Raw genomic sequence first — 21,042 nt, 5'->3', positions numbered from 1 at the left:
CCGGGATGCAAAGAAAAGTGTACACTCTCCAGTAACTGGAGAATCAAGTCTTTTTTTGAGGAGAATATGGGCAAGTCACACGAACAGCTATATACTATTGGGGCCGTCTCCAAACTGACCGGAGTGCCTATCAAGACAATTCGTTATTACACTGATATCAACCTCCTCCCCGCTACCTACAGAACGCAGTCACGCTTTCGCCTCTATTCCACTGAAGCAATCTGGCAACTGCAATTGATTCGCGTGTTGCGTCAACTCGGCTTCGGTTTAGAGGAAATACGGACCATCATCAGAGGGAACCTCTCGGTGCATACAGCCATCAATTGGCAACTGGAGGCAGTCACAGATCAGATCCACCAGCTTCAGCGAATTCAAGAGGTCTTACAACGGGCAAAAAAGGCCACACCTCAGTCAGAACAATCCATCCAGACGCTCTATGAATTGGGGCTCGCGTTAAGTGAGAATGTCACTGAACGGAGCCGCTTTGTAACCGAGAAGTTGCACGCACTGGTAGAACAGGCCAACCTGCCAGAGGAATGGCGCCACCACCTGCTTAACCACTTCACCTGGCAATCACCGGAGACGCTTACGACAGAGCAAATAGCCGCCTGGACAGAGGTAGTCACCATCCTCAACGACCCGGCATTCACCGAAGAGGCGCTCCGGCTGAACTCACCAGAACAATCAAGCCTCAAGATGGATATCACTGAGTATACCCAGCAAGCGCCCTACCTTATTCAGCAGGCACAGTCAGCCGCGTTAAAGGGAGAACCACCTGAGAGTATGCCTGTCCAAACAATATTGAGAAACTGGATCAAGCTGAACGCGACCGTAACACAACAAGCAATAACACCTGCATTTCTGCACACGCTTTCTACTCAGCTTTCTGCCCCTTCGAGCGAGCGCATGCAGCGCTTCTGGACACTTATGGCATTTCTCAGCGGACGCGAAGCACCTCCCTCCTATAAAGAAGGCTTCGAGTTGCTGGCTGCCGGTTTACGCTTCCTGTTCTCGAACTCAGAAGCATTTCGTGCTATGCACGATGACCTTTCTCAAGAACAGTAACAAAAAACACGTCCCAATGGGAAAAACAGTACTTCAGTCTCTAAGCATTCAATTCCTTTTGCCAACCATGTGAGTATCAGGACTACTCATGAAGATCTCCACGCTTCGGGAGGCGCCTGACAGCGATGATGTTGTCAGCAACGGTGCCTGACTGCCTCTTTGGGCTCAAGACCTGACGCTGGCGGGTTTCCAGACGCTCTGTGCGCCAACTCTCAGGGCTTAACTTGAGCTCAGCAAGCACCTCTTCCGGGGTAGAGAAATGCATATGTGAATTGTGATGAGATGACCAAAATGGGAACGACGCGTGATCAACGATGAGTAGGAGGCCACCGGGAGCTACTGCACGCGCTGCTGCTTGCAAGATACGGTCCCGAGGGAAGGCTATGGGCGCATGGAAGTACTGAGCCGAGACCAGGTCAAATGTACCAGCAGGGAAGCTATGAGCCAGGTCGTGCTGTTGAAAGTCAATGCGGTCCTCGACACCAACCGTAGCTGCATAGTCCGACGCCCGTTTGAGGGCAGTAAGAGACACGTCCACAGCCGTAACCCGCCAACCGCGCCGGGCCAACCAGATAGCATCTCCTCCCTCACCACAACCGAGGTCCAGTGCTGTACCTGGAGGAAGCGACTCTACTATATCAACCAGAACCGGGTTCGCTCGCCCACTCCACACCTGTTCCTGTTTTCGATAGAACTCCTCCCAGAACTGTTCAGTCTGGTCGCGACCGTCCTCATGGTGAGGACCATTTCTTTCCTGGCATTTCCTGACTCCGCCGCGAGCGCGAAAAGCAGCTACATCGTGGGCCGTATCTTCTGTGATCAGGTCAGCGTTGATTGCGGCTCCAGCCTTCAGACCAGCCGAGGCAGCCGCGACGACCGTCGCAAGTGGGTCGGAAACATTGCCAGCAACCCACACACCTGCAACAGCAGTGGCACCATTCGCATCGGCAGGCACGTAGCTCCCAACGACGGAACCAGCAACCTCCAGGTCGGCCGTTTTCAGCCCCAGAGAACGGAGAACCTCGGCGCGGGCTGCGAAACGAGGCGAGACCACAAGCGCTTGACGTGGAATAACCTCGCCAGAGCGCAGCCGTACCCCAACGAGCTGATCGTCACGGACCTCAAGAGCAGAGACCTCACCTTCAACAACCGTGATGCCACGGGCTTCCAGTTGCTCGGCCTGCTCCTGGGATAGAGCGGGCGCGGTATGTTGAAACAGGATGACGTCAGCACTCCATTGCCGGAACAGGAGCGCCCCGTGAACCGCCATCGGCCCGGTACCAAGAATGCCAATCGCCTGGTCACGTACTTCCCAGCCGTGACAATATGGGCAGTGCAGCACGTCACGCCCCCACCGCTCAGCCACGCCCGGGATATCAGGCAACTCGTCAACCAGTCCGGTTGTCACCAGGATTCGCCGTGTATCGATGCTACTCCCATTGGCCAGCTTCACGCGGAAACCTGTATGCTCGCCCTGACTGTTCAGACGCTCAACTGAGCTGACCTTACCGGCGATGAGCTTCCCACCATAGCCGGCCACTTCGGCGCGTCCAGCAGCCAACAGATCCGAGGGCGGTATCCCGTCACGAGACAGGTAGTTGTGAACGTGAGCGGCAAAAGCGTTGCGGGGCTGGCCACTATCTACAACCACTACAGAACGGCGGGCCCGCACCAGTGCTAACGCCCCACTCAACCCGGCAACTCCCCCACCGATAACAACCACATCGATGGGTCCTTGCGCGCTTCCAAATGTTTCTTGAACCATTACGCTTCTCCTTATGTCATACATCCTTACGACTCTTATCGCCGTGACACTTTTCCCGACTCCACCTGGAGGAGCATAAACATCTGCCAGTACAGCCGAGCATGTCACAGCGAACAATCGCAGGATCAACCTTCTTATAAGGACTACGCAGACTCATAAAGTCCAGAATAAAAACATAAAAAAACATACAGACACATTCATACAAGAGCGCTCGTACCGCATGGCTGTCTCACCAGTTCCACGAGCTTTCGCACTTTGAGATATGCTTCCATCTGCTGTTCTGCCTGTAGTATCCCCTCCTGAATGAGGCATCCTTGACCATCTATCCCATTATCACAATGAAACAGGGAGGCGCTCCCTTCAAAGGCCGGCTTCACCTCCAGGAAAGATCCGCATTGTTGTGTGTCGACCGATATCCTCCGTTGATTCCAGGAGCAAACTCGATGATGCTCGCCTTCACCGGTTTCGTCAAAATCTTCGAGAGAGAGGTTGAAGGCCGCCTCCGAAGTCCCACCAGACGTTATTAGACACCGGGTAGTAGTCCCCGCGGGGCGCGCGACAAAGTACAGCACCATGTGAAGTACATACCTGACCGCTTATGAATACTTCATCCTACCCTCTATTGCAGATCTATTAAGAATAGACTATGCAGAGAAGATTGTCAAGTGGAAAAAGTTCCACGGTCTCCCTCTAGCATCTTGCTCAAAGGGGGCCATTCTCATCGTCTTCATGCTCCACACTGCAGAAGGTTCTGTAACCTTGACCCCATTCCAATACACAAGGAGTTACACCCCATAACCGCCGGTCCATACCTGTTTGTCTCCCGCCTCTGGCGCTTTGTCCAGGAATCGCCCAGGCAGGTAAAGAAGAGATGGCACGCCCGCTGATAACCTGTCACATTCGCTTGCTTTCATCCGTCGTTCTCTATGAAGCACAACGAATGAAGGAAGAAACAACAATGGATGAACAGAACCAATTGGTTGAGCGGTTTGAGGCTGAACGTCCACAACTTCAGGCAATGGCCTATTGGATGCTTGGTCCCCTTGCAGAAGCAGAGGACGCTATCCAGGAATCCTGGTTTCATCTTATCCGATCCGATCGCAGCTCTATCAAGAATCTGGGAGCATGGCTCACGACAACCGTCACACGCATCTGCATGGATATGCTCCGCTCACGCCAATCAAGGCGCAAGGAGTTTCTGAGTGCATCGGATGCAGAATCACACAACACCTATGAACATGAAATTGATCCCGAACAAGAAGTGCTTCTTGCAGATGCGGTCGGCCACGCGCTGCTTGTCGTCCTTGATACGCTTTCTCCCGCCGAGCGGATCGCCTTCGTACTACACGATCTGTTTGCTATCCCTTTTGATGAGATTGCAGGTATGCCAGGGCGCTCACCAATGGCTACCAGACAACTCGCCAGTCGAGCACGCCGACGCGTGCCGGGCGCGACGGCTCCTCAGCCAGCCGACCTCACCCTTCAGCGGAAAGTAGTTACAGCGTTTCTAGCTGCGTCTCGTGCAGGCGACTTCAAGACACTGCTGACAATGCTTGATCCAGAGGTCGTCTTCCAACATGAGAATCCTGACATGCTGCCCGCGGGTGCATTGAAGGGAGCGGAGGCAGTCGCCAGAGGGTTCATAGGCCGAGTGCAGGGGGCACACCTGGCTATTGTCAATAGTTCAATAGCCATTACTGTCACCCTCCCGGGTGGACAGCTTCTTGTTGCGACATTCACGATTATCGGAGACAAGATTACGAAAATCAACACGATTTCTGATCCTGACCGCGTTCATAAACTGAACATTACAATGCTGGATGACTGACGCAACTCACAGCAGCTCAGCGCGATCCGACAGCTAGCGCCTGGCTGACGCTTCCTTCGACCAGAACACCTGTATTGAGGGAAGAAGAACGATGAATGCGGACATCGACAATGGACGCATCAATCTGCCTCCTATTACATGGCCATAGCCGCTGCAAACAGGCAGAGGTCCTATCAGCGTTTCACCAAAGGACCTTAGAACTTATCCCTACAGATATATCTCCCTCTTATTCTGGAAGATGGTGCACGACTTCGCTAGCCTCTTCCAGCCCGCCAATATACGCCTGTTCTTGTGGTACCCCTGCTCTCATATCAGGCGTCGGAGCATCTATCTGCAGCTCCCTCCTGCCGTTCCGAGTGAAAGCACCAACTACCCTTCTTATGTCTTACCGCCCTCTGCACCCGCAATCTTCTGAGAGCCCTCCACCTTGTACCCCCGGACAGCGTTGCGCCGGTAACTGTTAGAGGCCAGAACCCGTGGACAATCACTTCAGCCGCTTGTGCCAAAGTGGTTGTCCATATCAAACAAGAGTCGGACCTGATCCTCTGCATTTCAGGACGCCTCAAGCGCTTGGTTGTTTCGTCTGAATCTCCTGTCAGGAAGGAAGGATAGCCGGCATGGAGTCCGTCAAGCACCAGCAAGCATTGTACAATGCTTGCGACCAGATAAGTCCCCTCCTTCATGTACCAATCACCGTGACAGCTCTTTCAGTTATTCAGCCTTGACCAGCTTGAGCAATGACAGGGTTCGATCAGCTATATCAGCAATCTCATGATCATGTGTAACCATCACAAGTGTCTGTTTCCCTTGCCGTTGCTGCTCACGTAACAGTTCCAGAATCTCTCTGCCCGTTTCGGGGTCCAGGTTGCCCGTTGGCTCATCGGCCAGAAGCACTTTTGGCTGATTAATTAACGCCCGAGCAATCGCCACTCGCTGCTGTTCTCCACCCGAGAGCCGTGCCGGCGTGTGGCCCATACGCGACGCCAGCCCGACCTGTTCAAGCAATTCCTGCGCCCGCTTCCTCAAATCAAAGCCCAACATCCGCCGATAGGGCAGCAGCGGAGCCATCACGTTTTCAAGCGCTGAGAGATTGGGCAAGAGATAAAAGAGCTGAAATACGAAACCGATCGTCTCACGCCGATAATCAGCCGCTCTGACAGCTCCAAGCGCATGAACTGAATGCCCATCCACCAGAATGGTACCGGAATCGGGCTGATCCAGTGCGCCAAGCAGCGCTAACAACGTCGTCTTCCCACAACCTGAGGGCCCTGTAATCGTGACAAACTCACCTGCCTCGATCTCAAACGAGAGATCATGAAGGATAGATAAATTTCCAGTTGGCAGCTTATAGCTCTTCGATACGTGCTCAACCTGAATAAACGCCACCTTCCTCCTCCTTTCTGGCTTACTCGGCCCGCAACACATTCAACAACGAAAGCCGTCGAATGGCTCGTAGCGCCGGAAGAATACCAAGTAACACACCAAGCAATAACAGGGCGAACACGACTCCGAGCAGGCTGGCAAAGACCAAGAGGGGCGGCATTTGCCTTTGCACCAGTAAAACACCCGTTGCTACCAGCACGCCCGGCACCACACCTGTCAATGCCAGTAAACAGCCCTCAGTCAAAAACTGTCGCTGAATCAGCCGCTCATACCAGCCAAGCGCCCGCAACACGCCTATCTCCTTCCGTCGCTGCTGCACCTGCATCACCAGGAGATCTGCCAGGCTCAAGATCGCCAACAGGGTCGTGAATAGAATTGCACAGATTTGTGGCACCGCCGTCTGTAGCAACACATAGTCGCCAAGTAACGTCCCCTGTAGCGTCGCCCGGAACTGGACAATCCCATGCAAGGTAAGAAGCAATAAACAGGAAGAACAGAACAAGCTGCCAAGCAAGATCCATGTGCGCCAGCGCGCTCGCATCACGCTACGCATTGCCATACCAAGTAGCGGCCAACGGAACACTCCCTTGCGCTCCTGCTTCCTTTCACGCACGATGATCGCCCCCTGGCGTAATAGCTCTCCCGGCTTGATCCGCCAGAGCTGCCACATCGGCACGCTTACACTCAATAATGCTAATAACACTATTCCCGGCAAGGTCCAGACAACCTTCTCCCAGGGAATTGCCGCTCCCAATCCTGCCGCAATAGCCAGCGCAAGTCCTATGCCCACGATCCCGCCAGAGAGCGCCAGAAGCAAGACCTGCCCTAGAAAAACAAGTGGCGGGTGCCACGGCTTCCAACCAATTGCGCTCAGAATCGCGAACGAGTGTCGCTGCGCCTGCATCAACGAACTTAAGGTCACAATGAGATAGCCCAGACAGACCAGCAGCACCCCACCAAGCAGGATATTCTGCGTCACCCCGATCTGGTTGAGATAGAGCATACCAACGCCAATCGAGATCCAGCGTTCCTCAATCCAGCCAAGCGGCTCCACCGTCTGTTGATAGCCGTTCACTCCCTCTTTAATGCCGGGCACATAGACCAGCGTCGGGCGCGGTGAGGAGCCAAGCGTCACCAGTGCTTGTAAGCCCGTTTTCTCATGGATCTTCTGTGCCACCTGAGCAACACGCTTCCATCCCTCCTCATCGGGCGTAACATTTCCTGCTACCCGCACCCGAATCACATTGATACAATTCTCACCAAGAATTTGCCTGGCCGCGGTCAATGTCGTCAGCGCAAGCGGGGATTGCAACGAGAGCCCCTGTGGATTCGTCGTCGGGAGCACCTGCTTCGGTGCAATGGGTCTGCCCTGGGCGTCATAGCGCAAGGTCGGTAAGACTGGAGTGTAGGTAGTCTCAGGCAACCAATTCAGCGCATCGCGAAAACTGGCTGAGAGTTTATGCCAATCAAAAGCTCCTTGAGGTTTCAACATATATGCGGCATCATTATAAATGGCGTACCCCAATCGGGTATAGCTTCCACTCCCCAGCTCTCCATACGTTATTGTCTCCTCATACTGGACATCAGGGAACGGCTCTAACGGGCGAACAGCCAGATTCTTTCCCTCATATTCATCCCAGCTACCTGTTTCCTGTGGCATCGGCACTACCTGATAGGCACTCTTCCCATCCGGACCCTTTTCTCGCATGAGTTGATACTGCAAGTTGGTCGGACGCGAAAGAAAATTCAAGGCAAAGCTCTTCTCTTCACTCGTCCGCAGACGCAAAGTAGAGCCCTCCTGTTCTATATCCACCCCATGCATAAAAGTCTCAACATCGCTTTGTGGTGTCGGAACTTTCCCCTGAAACAGAATTTGTTCAACCGAAGCCTTCTGGAGAGTATTTCCAGCGTTCTGCTGAAGCAATACATGCGGATCCCCGCTGCTTGTCTTGAGCTTCTCAAAAGAAGCCTGGACAGTTACCTGCTGTGGCAGTTCCTGATTGACAAGCACAGGCACGATATAATTGGGTCTCTCTTCTCCATTCCCATCAAGCACCTTTGGCAGGTCACTATAGACATCAAGCTGTTTTTGTTGTGGTAAAGGCTCTCCCTGCGTGATACTCCGGTTAAGATGTACTAATCGGTTCTCGGCATCTGGATCAATGGCCGCTAACAAAAACGTTCCTGGATGAGGCATCCCGGTAAAATATTTTCCCTGCCTGACTGAGAAATAGGTATCAACACCGAGCTGTTGTAATTCCTTCTTTGTTTGCTCAGGCCACTCGCATACTCCCCCGTCACAGGGCACATCACCCCCATAAATAAGAGAATGTCTCTGGTACTCTTTATATTCCTTTACACCATCAAATGCCCTGATCGTCCATGTGAGCGTATAGAAACCCGGCAGCATATGTTCATAACCGAGTCGGACTGTCGGCATTGGGAACCGGGCATTCCCGATAAACGAAATAGGAGCCGCTACTTCAACTCCCGCCATCCGCTTGATCTGTTCATATTGGGCCATACTGATTCCTGTGTGCAGGCTCACCAGGTGATCCGGTGGCACAACCTGTTCGCCCTGTGTACTTCCCGGGGACAAAACGACGAGATCGTAGGTTGAGCGCCAGTTCTGTCCGATTACCTGTCGTGATTGAAAGACAATCATCTGCGTCGTAATGTTCAACAGGAGAAATGCACATGCTGCGATCAGAAAGCCACTGGCAGCAAACCACGGCCGTCGTCCGCCTGCCTGGAACAAAACTTTCCACATCCTCTTTTCCCTCAATGGACAGGGAACGCCTCAAATTCAGAGACGCTCCCTTTCCTTCTCTCTGATTTAACAATACGAACAAGCGGCTTCTTTCACGGCTGTAGGACACTTTTGACCTGCCGGAGCACAGCCCCCCGTATAGATATAGGTAATTTTTATCTTCCCCTGGGGAGAACAGGACGAATCAGTCACACACTTTGTACCTGCTGGAGTACCATAATCAGGGCAAGGAATACAATACGGATGTACAACAGAGGTATTTTTTTCTACCTCTGATTGAGATGATGCAGCAAAAGCAGGCTCTGAAGTCATTGCCCCCAAACTCAGTCCAGCAGCAGCCAACGAAACTCCCGCTGAAACTTGTTTGACCCATTTGAAAAAAGTACGCCGTTGTGTGTTCATAAGAACATCCTTTCGTGAAAAATATTTCTCTATAGAGAAGATGCTACCAGTTCATTCTTTGTAGTCAGCAATTGCTCAAAAAGCAGAGGATGCGAAGCTACTCCCTTTGCAAGCACTTGACGCTGCTCATCAACCACAAAGGCAAAGGGTACCGAACGAATAGCATACAACTCATCACAGGAAGGAGAAACAGGAGTTAAGAGCGGTATCTGGAGTTCCTGTTCTCGGGCATATACCTTATTCGTTTGAGCATCTGCTAGCCCAAAAAGGAGTATATCAGGTACCTCTTGACGCCCCTGAACAGCTTTTGCCAGCCGAATTGCCTCAACACATGCAGGACACCCAGGCCGTAAAAAGAGGAGCATTCGTCGTCGCCCATCAGTCTGCTTTAAAGCATTCTCGTTGCCACTTCCATCTTGAAAAACAAATGAGGGGGCTATTGTCCCTATCTTGAGCCCCTCAGGCTCTTCAATTGGAGTCGTCTTCAGCTTCAACGCTCCTAATGCTCGTAGTAACAAGATCAGGAGAACCGTTTCTCCAATGACAAGCACCCACAAAGCCAAAATACATATCATCCAAGGCACAGGCATAACACGGCACCTCTCTTTTTCAATCAATCAGATACAGCCAGTGAACTCGTACCTGCTGAAAAAGGACCAGTCCTAGAATGACAACTGTTGCTAGCAGGAGCATCGGCACAACTATATCTTCTCTTCCCAAGCCTGAAGAGATCGGTCCCCAAAGCAACAAAAGACAGCACACCAGCAAACCAGCATTCCGCAAAAGCTGCCACCAGGAAAGCTTCTGATTCCCCAATATACCGGCACAGTGGCACGAAATGTCTGAGCGCCCACGACTCAAGTTTATTGCAATAGCAATACTAAAGAGGCAGAGCAACACACTGCAGGCCCAGAGAGCTGGTATCAGAAAAACGCCTGTCAGCAAGCATATGCCGCATCCTATTTCCAACGGAAAAAGAAGAAACGCTGCTAGAAAGGAAAGATGAAAATGCCTCTCAAAAGCAACAGGAACAAGCCGATATGACTGGATGGCAGCTTGAAAGGCCAGAGGGTGCCGAAGTTTACTTATTCCTGCACTCAGAAATATAATACTCAAAAAGAAGCGTAGAAAAAAGAAAACGCAAGTAATTACTATACTCATGTTTATCTTCTTTACCTGCTTTCATCTCGACTCACTCAATATAGATATTACAATAGATAAGGATAAAAGTAAACTCTTTATTCTTCGCATTTGTATGAAGAAAAAAAACTAAAAATTTTGTACATCCAAGAACATATCAGTATAAGGCATTCCTGATTCTATTACTCTGAAATAATGCTTCGTCGTAACTACAATTTTTTATTGCAGAGAAAGTAAAATATTTTATAAAATGAATTATTGATTATATGCAACAGATATGAGAAGAAAAATGCACAGAAAGGAGCTCCTCTGTTCCCTTCCCTCATTTTCAGCAACGACTCTTATACAAGAGCCCCATCCTCTTATTTCCTTGCCAACCAGCACAGCGCATTTTCAATAGTTGCCATAGGCTCCAGCATCTGATGATCGAATGACTCTATAGGCTGTCCTTCCGCCAGCCGCCGAGGCCAGTCGGGATTCGCCAACGCGATCAGGTCTCCATGCCCGCCCTCTAGAATCTCTGCGGTCAGAGCAGGTTTGTGCATCCCTCCATTCGCGATCACAGGGACTTGTGCTACCTTGTGTGCCAGTTGTGTAATCGTCACGCCCTCTCCTGGCAATGCGATCTCGTTCCAGTTGAGCCCTTCGCTAGCGAGATGCAGATAGGACACTCCGACATCTGCAAGTGCAGAGAAGATAACGGAGCCCTCTTCAATACCGCCCGGCCAGCGATATGGAAAGTCTTTGACTTTCGTCTGCGAGAGCCGTATTCCTACGGGATAGTCCGGGCCAACAACCTCGCGAATAGCCGGACAATTTCGGCTGCAAAGCGCACGCGATTTTTCACTGATCCCCCATAGCGGTCGGTTCGCTGGTTAGTATACGTTGTCAAGAACTGGTCAATTAAATAACCATTGGCGCCATGTATTTCACCCCCATCAAAACCAGCATCACGAGCATACAGTGTGGAGCGTACAAAGCTAGCAATGACATCCTGTATGTCCTGTGCGCTCATCTCCCATGGCAGCGGAAATACCCCCTGACCGGCATCATCTGGCCGCGAGGCTGCACAGCGGAGGGCGCAATAGTCTCTTGATGATAACGGTTGCCCTGTGATAAGGCTCCGGCATGCATCAATTGCAGGATCATTGCCGCCCCCTCGGCATGGACAGCATCCACCACTCTGCGCCAGCCCTCTCTCTGTTCCACGGTCACCATACCCGGCTGATTCAGATATGCCTGACTGTACGCCTGATCGATATAGACACTCTCGGTAATAATGGCAGCAAAATTGCCTCGGGCAAAATCTGCATAGCAAAGCCTCATCTGTTCTGTGGGCACGCCATCACCGATCGTGCAGACGCGCGACAACGGCGCAACCTCCTCTCAATCGAGTTTATCCATCCCTTTTCTTGAGAGGAGATCACGCTGTATATCCCGAGCTTACGTGCTCTGCTTCTGCGGGATGAAGAAGCTCATAAGCCGAAACGCGCCCCTGGTAAGGGTTCGACCTACCGAGTTTTCCATCACCATCATATCAAGCGACTGCTTTGAACTCCTGACCGCGGCAAAGCTATAATCAAGCATCTCCGTCACATATTCTTTCAGCGCAACGGGTAGCGTCTGCTCCTGACGGGACACCGCTACCAGCTTCTGACAGAGTAGTTCCGCATCCCGGAGAGCGGTATTGCCGCCAATGCCGCGCGTCGGAGGCATACTATGAATCGCATCCCCAAGCAAGGTGATATTCTGGCTATCCCAGGGCCGCACCGACGAAGCGATACGCAGCGGGGTTGCCAGCATCGTCTCAGGCGGCGTCTGCTTGAGGAGCTGCTGGATGACTGGATGCCAGCCTGCGGTCATCTCCTGTACAATTTGTAAGAGCGCATCTCCCGAAAGCTGCTGCGGATCTCGTGGATAGTTCTTCTGTTTTGTGACAAAGGCCCAGAAGTAATAATCGCTGGTATTCTCGAATAGCGTGCTTTCCTCGGTGAGCAGCGCATCCTCGTTTGCACCGATAGAGCCCTGAACCCGCACGTCAGCCTTATCATGCAGATCATGCACAGCGGAGAACAGGCTGCGTCCCTTCGGTCCCAGGATAATCGACGCCCAATCAAGCTGATGAACTTTGAGCAGGTTGTGTACCTCAGGCGTCAGCGGCACTTTCCCCATAAGCGCAACAACGCCGGTATCCAGGCGCTTTGCTTCCGGTAGTAACTGTTGTCGTACACGAGAATTGCTGCCCTCGGCTCCGACCAGCAGATCCCCTGTCGCGCTAGTGCCATCCTCAAAGAAGGCTGTGACCGATCCATCAGGATTCTCTTGATAGTGAGAAAAGCATTTATCAAAATGGACGCACTCATCGAGTTCTGCCAGCAGCACCTGACGCAGCGTGATTCGGCTTACCGACAGAGATGACTCAAGCGGGTTCTCATTGGCTGGATCTGCTGGAAAGGAGATCACGCGACGAAGCTGTTCATCATACATCAGCAAGCCAGCACCCGCATACCCCGACGTCTTCAGGTACACATCAAACAGATGAGGGGGTAAACAAGCATGCAGGGATTTATTTCCCATTGGCTCAATATGAATACGATAGCCCTGCAAGCGCTCATTACGCGTTCGATCTCGCTCATAGACCGCAACGCTGATCCCTGCCTTTTTCAATCCCTGTGCCAGACAGAGGCCACCAAGTCCGCCACCAACAATCATAACATGAAAAGAACGCTGTCCCATTGAATAGACTCCCTTCTCGTATATCGCATTTTTTATTTCGTTTCGTTGTTATCGCAAGTATACTTTCAGAGAAGGAGACAGCGTGTCCCCCACGCGGGTGATATTGAGGGTGAAAGCGGCCTCAATCGAAAAGTTGGCGAGCAACTTCGACCGCCTCAAAGCGATTCGCGACGTGGAGTTTCTGATAGAGCCGCTGTAAATGCGTCTTCACCGTATTCAGACTGATGACCAAATGCTCCGCGATTTCCTGGCGCTCCATTCCATCCGCCAGCAGCCGTAAAATCTGCCGCTCCTGTGGGCTTAACGTTGCGAGCAGAGAGGCAGAATCAGCCGTAGTTGAAACCTGTGGCTTCTGGCGATAGTCAAAGGCCAGAAGCAGTTCTCGAATGTAGTCGCGATGTGCTTTCTCCTGTCGGGTTGTCAATTGAGCCGCAAGCAGCGTCGCGACAGTTTCACCTTCATCCAAAAACAGGCGCGCCAGACGCTCAACATGTGCAAGCTGAACGCATTCGCTGATCAGGCTTCGCGCCTCCTGTTGCTGCTTCAACTGGTGATAGGCAACACTCAACAGCAGCTTCACCTGCAATGCGCTATACAAACGCTCATTCAAAAGGGTCTCCTCCTGCCACGGCCTGAGCAGAGATAGCGCATCCTGAGCGGCTCCATTGTGGAGATGCCAGCGCGCCCGCAACAAGACTACTTGCTCCTGTAATGTGTGAGCAGGAAGTTCCTCGTCCTGTAGCGACTCGAACCAGCGCCGCACAGCAGCAACATCACCCTGAGCAAGCTCAAACCGCTTTTGCCAGAGCAGCAGTTCATACGAGAGCAGCGGAGGATTGGGATAGACCGATTGTGTCTGAAGGAGTTGCATTGCTTCGTGCAGGCGTCCCTGTGCCGCAGCAATACGCGCCTGGAGTAGAACGGACTGAGCCTGGATCGAGCGATCATCGAGATATTGATTGATATGTAATGCTCGCTTAACCTGCTGCTGCGCCTCAGTCAGGTTGTTGCGCTCATACGCAATTCGAGCAGACCCGAGCAGCGCCCGAGCCTGATCGTTGGAGTCTTCTCGTGCCATCTGAAGAGCCGCTTGAAAAAACGCATCTGCTCTCTGCAATGTGCCCTGTTCAAGGCAGAGTTCACCGAGAAAAAGCGTGATCACAAGAGCGCCATCATGTTCCTGGATGTCCTTATAGGTGGCAAGGCCAGAAAGCAGCGCCTGATATGCATCCTGGAAGCGTCCCTGTGAACGCGCCTCCATCGCCAGCACCGTCTGACAAATCACCCTGGAAGAAGACATATGAGCAGGTAGAAACGGCAAGGCCTGGCGTGCAGCCTGCACAGCCTTTGTAAGGTTGCCATGTCGGATATCGATCATTGCCTGTAGTGCATTCACCTCAGCCAGGCGGGTCTTCTGTCCGTGCCACCCCTCGCTTGCATACTGCAACAGCGTCCTGACACGGGTCAGGGTTGCCGCGTCAAGCTGATCTGAAGGGAAGGTAACCGTGAGCGCAGAAGCATAGGCCAGACAGAGAATCGGAGCCGTCGCAAGCAGCGTTTCAGGGATCGGCTGTAACCAGCGAAGAAGACCATATGTTCTTTGATAGAGCATCTCCTGAGATTTCAGCAAGCGCTCTAACAATGGAAGCGCTTCGGCGAAAGCACGACGTTGCAGCGCGATCTCAATTGCTTCCTCAATGAGATCGTGCTGTTCATACCACTGCTGTGCTCGCTCCAGACAGAGCGCTATCTGTTGCTCTCCCAGACGTCGTGTAGCCTCATGCTGCATGGCCTCAGCAAACAAGCCATGATAGCGATACCAGCCCTGAGAATCCTCTATGGGTTGCAGGAACAATCCCGCTCGCTCAATCGTTGCCAGAAGTTTCTCGCTCTCCTCATTTCCCGTCACGCTGATACATAAGGCGGCACACAATCGGTGAAGATGACAGGTCTGAAGCAGAAAAGCTTGAACATCCTCCGACTGGGTATGCAGCACTTCCGTCAGAAAATAATCGAGGAAATACCGATGCCGACCAGTGAGTGATGAAAGCATATGCTGCATTTTCTCCGGCGTTGGGCGGCCAGAAAAGCCAAGTGTGAAGAGCCTCAAGCCTGCAATCCAGCCCTCCAATTGCTCCGCAAGCTGCTCAAACTCAGCCGCAGTGAACTCATATGAGAGCGTCTGCTGCAAAAAGTGATACATCTCTTCCTGCGAGAACGCAAGCTGCTCCTCCCGAATTTCCAGTAATTGATGATTGGCGCGAAGCCGGGACAGCGAAAAGGGGGGATCGCTTCGCGTCATCAAGACAAGATGCAGCTCAGGTGGAAGCTGCTCGATCAAGAACGTCAGCGTTTGATGGATTTGTTGCTCATGAATAACATGATACTCCTCAAGTACCAGTATCCCCCGACAGTCGTGCTTTATCAGCTCGTTGACAAAGTCATTCACGCCCTGATGCAGTGCCGAAGGGCCGAAGGGAGCCACTTCTTGCGCGTTCTGCTGTAGAGACAATAACACCGTCTGAGGAAGCAGCGTTTGACAGGCGGCAAGGATATAATTCCAGAAACGGAGAGGGTCGTTGTCTCCCTCATCGAGAGAAACCCAGGCAACAGGCGGAAAACCAGCGTGATCATGCCATTTCTTCAGCCATTGTAACAGAGCAGTTGTTTTGCCAAAACCCGCCGGGGCAGAAATCAGCGTGAGCGGGCAGGTCAGGACACGATCTAATGTGGTAAGCAGTTCCGGTCGCTCAAGCAATGCCGGGGCCAGTCGTGGACGTCGCAACTTGGAGAGTAACAGGCTCATTGTTCAGCTCATTCCTGCTTCTTTTTCGCTCATTCACTCGGGAATCGCTGGATGCACAGCGAATAGTAGCTCCATCATACCATAGAGGCCCGAGTCGTCCAACCGCAATCGCGTATTCGCGTCCTTCTCGAATGATTTCTGCTAGAACAAAGCACAGGATATTGAGCCGTGTATCATCGATAATGACCATCTGGCGAAAGGCTTCATCAGGAAGCGCTATTCAAGTAGCCACAAATGGACACACCTCCTGGCCTGGAAGTCCGCTCTATATACGCGCAGGCTTATCCTGTCCCGGGGGTAAAATGCCCATTTGCTCAAGCATGCCCAGGGTGTGCGTTTGTTCCCATTCAGCTTCTATCTTTCCTTCTCGTATATGGTACATATTGATGCCGTTGACTGCAATATGCTTCCCTGTTGCAGCAATACCTTGAAACGGTCCTAGATGCGTTACATCTCCCTGCCATCGGATCACGACTGTATTGGCTTCTGCAACCATTTCAACGATCTCGACACGCCAATCAGGAAAGGCGGTATGAAGCATGGTGATAAGCTGGCGCATTTGTTCGTGGTCTCGCCCTGGCTGTCCTCCAAGATAGTAGCGAAATGTATCTGTCGTTAACTCATCAAGCGCTGCCAGATCAGCATGATTCCAGACACGCTCTACATAGTCTGTAACAAGCGCTTTCTTCTGTTCGATTGACATAGATCTCCCTTGCTTTTCAATCGTGTTGTTCTGAGGCACTCCTGAAGAGAGCCATCACGCCAGAAGGCCTTTTTGAAGTACATGAGAAAAGAGAAGGAACAGGAACGATGGAACGTATAGCATTATTATATATAATACTATATCGCTGTCAAAGCGTGCCTTCTCTCACAATAGGGCTATACACACGCTGGAATTGTGTCCTCCTGGTTACCCGTGTCTCTCCTGCCAACAGTTCCGCTCGGATCTCGCAGTTATTGAAGTACAGCCCGCGACATCTGAGGTTGCCTGTCGGAGCGAGCAGATGACGAGTTTCTTGCTTGACTCCTCCTTTCAAATATGGCACTCTGGAACCAGAGTCGATTGATATAGGATCATTATCATACACGTACTACATGTGCCAGCGCTCCCTACTCCGTTGGCTCTGGAAGGATACCTATGCAAGCTGCACCCGTACAAACCGGCCTTGAAACGCTCCTCGCGGAGGGGCTCCCCCATCTCTCTCGAAAGCGCCTCGGGCTGATTACCAACCCGAGCGCCGTCAATCATCGTCTGCAAAGCGCCGTGGATCTTCTCTCTGCACAGGGCTCTCTTCACCTCTGTGCCCTTTTTGGACCTGAGCACGGCATTCGTGGTGATGCACAGGCGGGCGTTGATATAGCAAGCAGCCATGATCCGCGCACCGGTCTGCCCATCTATAGCCTGTACGGTCCCACGCGCCGTCCTACGCCGGAAATGCTGGCCGGCCTGGATGCCTTGCTCTACGATATTCAGGATGTGGGGGTGCGCTACTATACCTATATTGGGACGCTGCTCTTCGCGCAGGAGGCCGCAGCGGCTGCCGGCCTGGAGTTTCTTGTGCTTGACCGTCCTAACCCTCTTCCTGACACGTTTCTTGAGGGTAATGTGCTCGATCCTCGTTTCGCCTCCTTTGTTGGCGCGTATCCCCTGCCGGTTCGTCACGGGCTGACCGTAGGCGAGTTGGCCCGTCTCTTTGCCTCTGAGCGTGGCTGGCCTCCACCCACCGTTGTGCCGTTGCGTGGCTGGAAGCGAAGCCTCTGGTTCGATGAGACAGATCTTCCCTGGATTATGCCCTCGCCCAATCTGCCCACCCTGGATGCAGTCACACTCTATCCTGGGACCTGCCTTTTTGAGGGAACTAACTGTTCAGAGGGGCGAGGCACAACACGACCCTTCGAGGTAATTGGAGCGCCCTGGATCGATCCTTTTCAGCTCGCTGAGGCCATGAATGATCTGGCGCTGCCAGGAGTTGCGTTCCGTCCTCTATATTTTACGCCTCAGTTCTCAAAGCATCGTGATACTCCCTGTGGCGGCGTCCAGCTTCATATCACAGATCGCACGCAGTTACGCCCCCTCAGGGTGGGTCTCTATCTGTTGCATACAATCCGCTCGTTATACCCGGACGCTTTGAACTGGACGCAGGGCAGCGATGGCCAGTATTTTCTTGACCTGCTTGGCGGTACCGATCAATTGCGCCTGGCTCTGGAACGTGGCGCTACTGTAGATGAAATCATGGCAGCCTGGCCAGAGCAGCAAGCGGATTTTGCTCGGCGGCGTCAGGCTGCGTTGCTCTATGAAGGATAAGGTGTGATGCGTGTGATCTGTATGCATTGGTCCTGCTGATAGCATCGCAACCCCGACCGCACTCATAGCGCGCGGCCTTGCCAATGCCGATCAGCACTCTGGCTCGTCTCGAATCGACGAAGTCCCGGTCGGTGCTGATGATGCTTGCAGCCATGCGCCGTGTTGCCCGGTAGCCGTGTTTGCCCTTCGAATCTCAGAAATTGCTCGCTGCGGGCTTGCACGGCTGTCCTGTTCGCATCCCTTGCCTGTGAGACTACCCTTCTTGCCAGCCTCGTTAGCCGGGGGCAAGCCTCACAGCACTGTTGGGATAATCACTCAAAAGCCCGGGCTTACAAGCAAGGGGAAATACGGCTCTGCTGATCAATCGTAACGAGAAAGCGATACACAATACCTTTTCCAGGCACTACCGTTTGCGAGAACCGTTGGGCAGATCGAAAAACAAGCTCTCTCGCTCCTGACTGCATGGCCCCTCAACTACACCATTTTTATACCAGACCTTTGTAAAGCCTGATAATCCGGCATATCCCCGACAATTGAAAAGCCCTGAGCGAAAAGATGGAATGCTTGCTTTTTCCCGTCCATTCGAGTATGCTTCTTTTCAAGATGATCAGGCGCCATAAGGCAGGAAGTGGATACAGTTCATACTCGTTGCCTCGCATCGATGAGCAGGAGTCAGTCGAAAGAAGCTGAGATCACACAGGAGAAAGCCAGGTAAGGAAACGCGAGAGCAGAGCCAGAAAGCGACACTCAGAAGCCCACAAACGGTGTGTTCTTGCCATTTCTCAAGCCCTGCCAGGTAGGCCGCCTTGCAGAGAGATTTTGATCTCGTTTGAAATTGCAAAAAGCATAGACACACCTATCTATTATAGAGCATATGCAGTTGCACCTTCTTGAGGAGATTTTCTAATGGAGAGCACCCAGCCCGAAGCATTATACTCGCTCGCAACCGAGCAACCAAACCCCGCCACACGCGATATTGATCGCCTGAGTGCACTGGAAATCGCCCGCCTGATGAATGCGGAAGATGCGACGGTTCCACGTGCGGTGGAGCAAGAATTACCCAACATCGCCCGCGCCATTGAGGAGATTGCGGCACGTCTGCGTACAGGTGGCCGTCTCATCTATATCGGTGCTGGCACCTCTGGTCGCCTGGGGGTTCTGGATGCCTCGGAGTGTCCTCCCACCTTCAACGCGCCTCCAGGGCAGGTTGTCGGCCTGATCGCGGGTGGTCCGGAAGCGCTCACTCATGCGATCGAAGGGGCCGAGGATAATCCTGACGCCGGAGCTGCCGATCTTCAACGGATCTCCCTTTCTTCTGCCGATGTCGTGGTTGGCCTGGCTGCCAGTGGTCGTACTCCCTACGTCCTGGGTGCTGTCGCCTATGCTCGCCAGCAGGGAGCACTGACCATCGGCATCGCCTGCAATGCTGCTACGCTGCTTTCGCGCGAGGTAGACATTATGATCGCGCCCCAGGTTGGCCCCGAGGTAGTCAGTGGGTCAACGCGCCTGAAAGCCGGGACGGCCCAGAAACTGGTTTTGAATATGCTCAGTACGGGCAGTATGATCCTTCTGGGCAAGACGTTCGGAAATCTGATGGTCGATCTCCAGGCGACAAACCAGAAATTACGTCTTCGCGCGGTAAAGCTCGTTCAGCTAGCCACAGGCCTGACGGAGGCTGACGCTGCTCAGCTTTTGCATAAAGCTGGAGGCGAGACCAAGACCGCGATCTTGATGGGCCTGGCTCATCTCTCACCTGAGGAGGCACGCGCTCAGTTGGCAGCCCATCAAGGAGTTCTGCGCGCAAGCCTGGAAGCGCATTCATCATAGGGGTTTTGACACTGTATTTGCTGACGAGTATGCCATGAGAGCAGATGCGAAAGAACACAGAAGAGTCTGCACAAGGTAACGGGCATTATACTGTTGGAGTGGCCGCGCCATCAGAGGCAGGAGCAACGATATATGGTTAAAACGCGGCTTCTCCCAGGCCCGAGACTTGAATACGGACCGTTCTGTTAGATTGATCTTTCTCCCAATCAGGATCTGAAAGGCCCTACAACTTCTCTCCGTTGGCTTCTACCACGTGTCAAAACGATACAGCTTCCGATATCAAGAGGTGGACGAACTCCTCTCATGGCCAGCCCTTGCATACGCAGTTCCTCGATAGCTGATAGGTTCCAGAGGGAAAGGAAGTATCACTTTTCCCGGCCTATATGTAACGTAGTGTATATTATTCCTCATTGACACTCCCCAGGCCTGAAGGGCGGGGATTCTTCCTTCATCCAGCCTGCTTGCCCGAGGGCTGATGCTCAACGCGTCGCGTGGCCGACACCGCGAATTGGCAAGAATACCCATCAGCCCGCCGGAGCCGTCGTACCCGCTTGATCTGTGAGAGGGGAAAGGCCATGATCTCACGAGAGCCGATGAGGCGCAGCCGACCAATACCGCAGCCATCAGTGAAGCGAATGTGTACCCCATCAGGATCCAGCTTCCAGCCCGTCTGCTTGTCCTCGACACCGCGACAATCGTGCTGGAACGGCAGGATAGCCCTTCTTTCCTGGTTTCTTCTGCTTGCAATGCTCATAGAAGCGGGAGATGGCAGCCCACGCCCGATCAGCGGCAGCTTGCCGGGCCTGCGAGTTGAGGGAGAGCGCAAAAGGGAACTGTCTGGCCAGCACAGCACAATACCGCTGCAGATCATTCCTGGAGATGCCACGTGCATCCATCCAGAGGCGCAGGCACGTATTGCGAATGAACTGGGTGGTGCGGATGGCTTCCTCGATGGCGGCGAATTGCGCTTTCGACCCATCGAGCTTGTATTCGTAAATTAGCATCCCTTGCTCCT

The 21,042-nt window shown here is 52.8% G+C and carries 17 protein-coding genes and 1 pseudogene; 4 read left to right on the top strand and 14 right to left on the bottom strand.

The window, feature by feature from the left end:
• The first annotated feature begins 66 nt into the window (after positions 1-66).
• Positions 67-1,065: a MerR family transcriptional regulator gene (locus EI42_RS29760; RefSeq protein WP_111326271.1), complete on the top strand. Its 999-nt coding sequence runs from the start codon at positions 67-69 to the stop codon at positions 1,063-1,065.
• An 82-nt stretch (positions 1,066-1,147) separates the two neighbouring features.
• Here EI42_RS29760 and EI42_RS29755 read toward each other — a convergent pair whose 3' ends face one another.
• A complete protein-coding gene (locus tag EI42_RS29755) occupies positions 1,148-2,830 on the bottom strand; it encodes an FAD-dependent oxidoreductase (protein WP_111326270.1) in 1,683 nt (560 codons plus the stop codon).
• Between the two features lie 958 nt (positions 2,831-3,788).
• Here EI42_RS29755 and EI42_RS29745 point away from each other — a divergent pair.
• Positions 3,789-4,658, top strand: a complete 870-nt coding sequence (locus tag EI42_RS29745) for a sigma-70 family RNA polymerase sigma factor (RefSeq protein ID WP_111326277.1) — start codon at positions 3,789-3,791, stop codon at positions 4,656-4,658.
• Between the two features lie 711 nt (positions 4,659-5,369).
• On the opposite strand, the gene EI42_RS29735 is transcribed toward EI42_RS29745, so the two are convergent.
• The 12 genes from EI42_RS29735 to EI42_RS29690 all read right to left on the bottom strand — a co-directional run bounded on the left by EI42_RS29735 (position 5,370) and on the right by EI42_RS29690 (position 16,598).
• Positions 5,370-6,044: an ABC transporter ATP-binding protein gene (locus EI42_RS29735; protein WP_211326415.1), complete on the bottom strand. Its 675-nt coding sequence runs from the start codon at positions 6,042-6,044 to the stop codon at positions 5,370-5,372.
• A 19-nt stretch (positions 6,045-6,063) separates the two neighbouring features.
• Positions 6,064-8,811, bottom strand: coding sequence for an ABC transporter permease (locus tag EI42_RS29730; RefSeq protein WP_111326267.1), 2,748 nt, complete (start codon positions 8,809-8,811; stop codon positions 6,064-6,066).
• Between the two features lie 66 nt (positions 8,812-8,877).
• Positions 8,878-9,213, bottom strand: a complete 336-nt coding sequence (locus tag EI42_RS32150; protein ID WP_137686443.1) for a hypothetical protein — start codon at positions 9,211-9,213, stop codon at positions 8,878-8,880.
• 29 nt (positions 9,214-9,242) lie between these two features.
• Positions 9,243-9,788, bottom strand: coding sequence for a TlpA family protein disulfide reductase (locus tag EI42_RS29725; protein ID WP_211326414.1), 546 nt, complete (start codon positions 9,786-9,788; stop codon positions 9,243-9,245).
• A gap of 34 nt (positions 9,789-9,822) precedes the next feature.
• Positions 9,823-10,374, bottom strand: coding sequence for a MauE/DoxX family redox-associated membrane protein (locus tag EI42_RS35055; RefSeq protein WP_111326265.1), 552 nt, complete (start codon positions 10,372-10,374; stop codon positions 9,823-9,825).
• 341 nt (positions 10,375-10,715) lie between these two features.
• Positions 10,716-10,958, bottom strand: coding sequence for a hypothetical protein (locus tag EI42_RS34760; protein ID WP_307722244.1), 243 nt, complete (start codon positions 10,956-10,958; stop codon positions 10,716-10,718).
• A gap of 167 nt (positions 10,959-11,125) precedes the next feature.
• Positions 11,126-11,368: an oxidoreductase gene (locus EI42_RS34755; protein WP_111326263.1), complete on the bottom strand. Its 243-nt coding sequence runs from the start codon at positions 11,366-11,368 to the stop codon at positions 11,126-11,128.
• Positions 11,365-11,724, bottom strand: coding sequence for an oxidoreductase (locus EI42_RS34585; RefSeq protein ID WP_111326262.1), 360 nt, complete (start codon positions 11,722-11,724; stop codon positions 11,365-11,367). Before EI42_RS34585 ends, EI42_RS34755 begins: the two co-directional genes overlap by 4 nt.
• A 72-nt stretch (positions 11,725-11,796) precedes the next feature.
• A complete protein-coding gene (locus tag EI42_RS29700; protein ID WP_111326261.1) occupies positions 11,797-13,089 on the bottom strand; it encodes an FAD-dependent oxidoreductase in 1,293 nt (430 codons plus the stop codon).
• A gap of 121 nt (positions 13,090-13,210) precedes the next feature.
• On the bottom strand, positions 13,211-15,895 hold the full coding sequence (locus tag EI42_RS29695; protein ID WP_111326260.1) for a winged helix-turn-helix domain-containing protein: 2,685 nt from the start codon (positions 15,893-15,895) through the stop codon (positions 13,211-13,213).
• Positions 15,840-16,085 carry a hypothetical protein gene (locus tag EI42_RS32145; RefSeq protein ID WP_137686442.1) on the bottom strand — a complete coding sequence of 82 codons (246 nt, stop codon included), beginning with the start codon at positions 16,083-16,085 and terminating at the stop codon, positions 15,840-15,842. The genes EI42_RS29695 and EI42_RS32145 overlap by 56 nt, the downstream gene beginning before the upstream one ends.
• Positions 16,086-16,160: 75 nt before the next feature.
• Entirely contained in the window at positions 16,161-16,598 is a 438-nt protein-coding gene (locus EI42_RS29690) for an ester cyclase (RefSeq protein WP_111326259.1), read from the bottom strand.
• Between the two features lie 435 nt (positions 16,599-17,033).
• On the opposite strand from EI42_RS29690, the gene EI42_RS29685 reads away from it, so the two are divergent.
• Both EI42_RS29685 and murQ read left to right on the top strand, forming a co-directional pair.
• Positions 17,034-18,200 carry an exo-beta-N-acetylmuramidase NamZ family protein gene (locus EI42_RS29685; protein ID WP_111326258.1) on the top strand — a complete coding sequence of 389 codons (1,167 nt, stop codon included), beginning with the start codon at positions 17,034-17,036 and terminating at the stop codon, positions 18,198-18,200.
• Positions 18,201-19,106: 906 nt separating this feature from the next.
• Entirely contained in the window at positions 19,107-20,027 is a 921-nt protein-coding gene (gene murQ, locus EI42_RS29680) for an N-acetylmuramic acid 6-phosphate etherase (RefSeq protein ID WP_111326257.1), read from the top strand.
• 451 nt (positions 20,028-20,478) lie between these two features.
• Here the strand turns inward: murQ and EI42_RS29675 are convergent.
• Positions 20,479-21,031 (bottom strand): annotated as a pseudogene (locus EI42_RS29675) (nuclease/transposase family protein); the annotation flags it as partial.
• Positions 21,032-21,042 lie beyond the last annotated feature (11 nt).

The sequence above is a fragment of the Thermosporothrix hazakensis genome, from assembly GCF_003253565.1.
Classification (GTDB): Bacteria; Chloroflexota; Ktedonobacteria; order Ktedonobacterales; family Ktedonobacteraceae; genus Thermosporothrix; species Thermosporothrix hazakensis.
This window is presented reverse-complemented; position numbering and strand designations above follow the sequence as displayed.

Excerpts from the sequence above, each read along its gene's own strand:
- EI42_RS29760 (WP_111326271.1), top strand. The coding sequence starts at position 67 with ATGGGCAAGTCACACGAACAGCTATATACTATTGGGGCCGTCTCCAAA.
- EI42_RS29755 (WP_111326270.1), bottom strand. The coding sequence starts at position 2,830 with ATGGTTCAAGAAACATTTGGAAGCGCGCAAGGACCCATCGATGTGGTT.
- EI42_RS29745 (WP_111326277.1), top strand. The coding sequence starts at position 3,789 with ATGGATGAACAGAACCAATTGGTTGAGCGGTTTGAGGCTGAACGTCCA.
- EI42_RS29730 (WP_111326267.1), bottom strand. The coding sequence starts at position 8,811 with ATGTGGAAAGTTTTGTTCCAGGCAGGCGGACGACGGCCGTGGTTTGCT.
- EI42_RS32150 (WP_137686443.1), bottom strand. The coding sequence starts at position 9,213 with ATGAACACACAACGGCGTACTTTTTTCAAATGGGTCAAACAAGTTTCA.
- EI42_RS29725 (WP_211326414.1), bottom strand. The coding sequence starts at position 9,788 with ATGATATGTATTTTGGCTTTGTGGGTGCTTGTCATTGGAGAAACGGTT.
- EI42_RS35055 (WP_111326265.1), bottom strand. The coding sequence starts at position 10,374 with ATGAGTATAGTAATTACTTGCGTTTTCTTTTTTCTACGCTTCTTTTTG.
- EI42_RS34755 (WP_111326263.1), bottom strand. The coding sequence starts at position 11,368 with ATGAGCGCACAGGACATACAGGATGTCATTGCTAGCTTTGTACGCTCC.
- EI42_RS29700 (WP_111326261.1), bottom strand. The coding sequence starts at position 13,089 with ATGGGACAGCGTTCTTTTCATGTTATGATTGTTGGTGGCGGACTTGGT.
- EI42_RS29695 (WP_111326260.1), bottom strand. The coding sequence starts at position 15,895 with ATGAGCCTGTTACTCTCCAAGTTGCGACGTCCACGACTGGCCCCGGCA.
- EI42_RS32145 (WP_137686442.1), bottom strand. The coding sequence starts at position 16,085 with ATGGTCATTATCGATGATACACGGCTCAATATCCTGTGCTTTGTTCTA.
- EI42_RS29690 (WP_111326259.1), bottom strand. The coding sequence starts at position 16,598 with ATGTCAATCGAACAGAAGAAAGCGCTTGTTACAGACTATGTAGAGCGT.
- EI42_RS29685 (WP_111326258.1), top strand. The coding sequence starts at position 17,034 with ATGCAAGCTGCACCCGTACAAACCGGCCTTGAAACGCTCCTCGCGGAG.
- murQ (WP_111326257.1), top strand. The coding sequence starts at position 19,107 with ATGGAGAGCACCCAGCCCGAAGCATTATACTCGCTCGCAACCGAGCAA.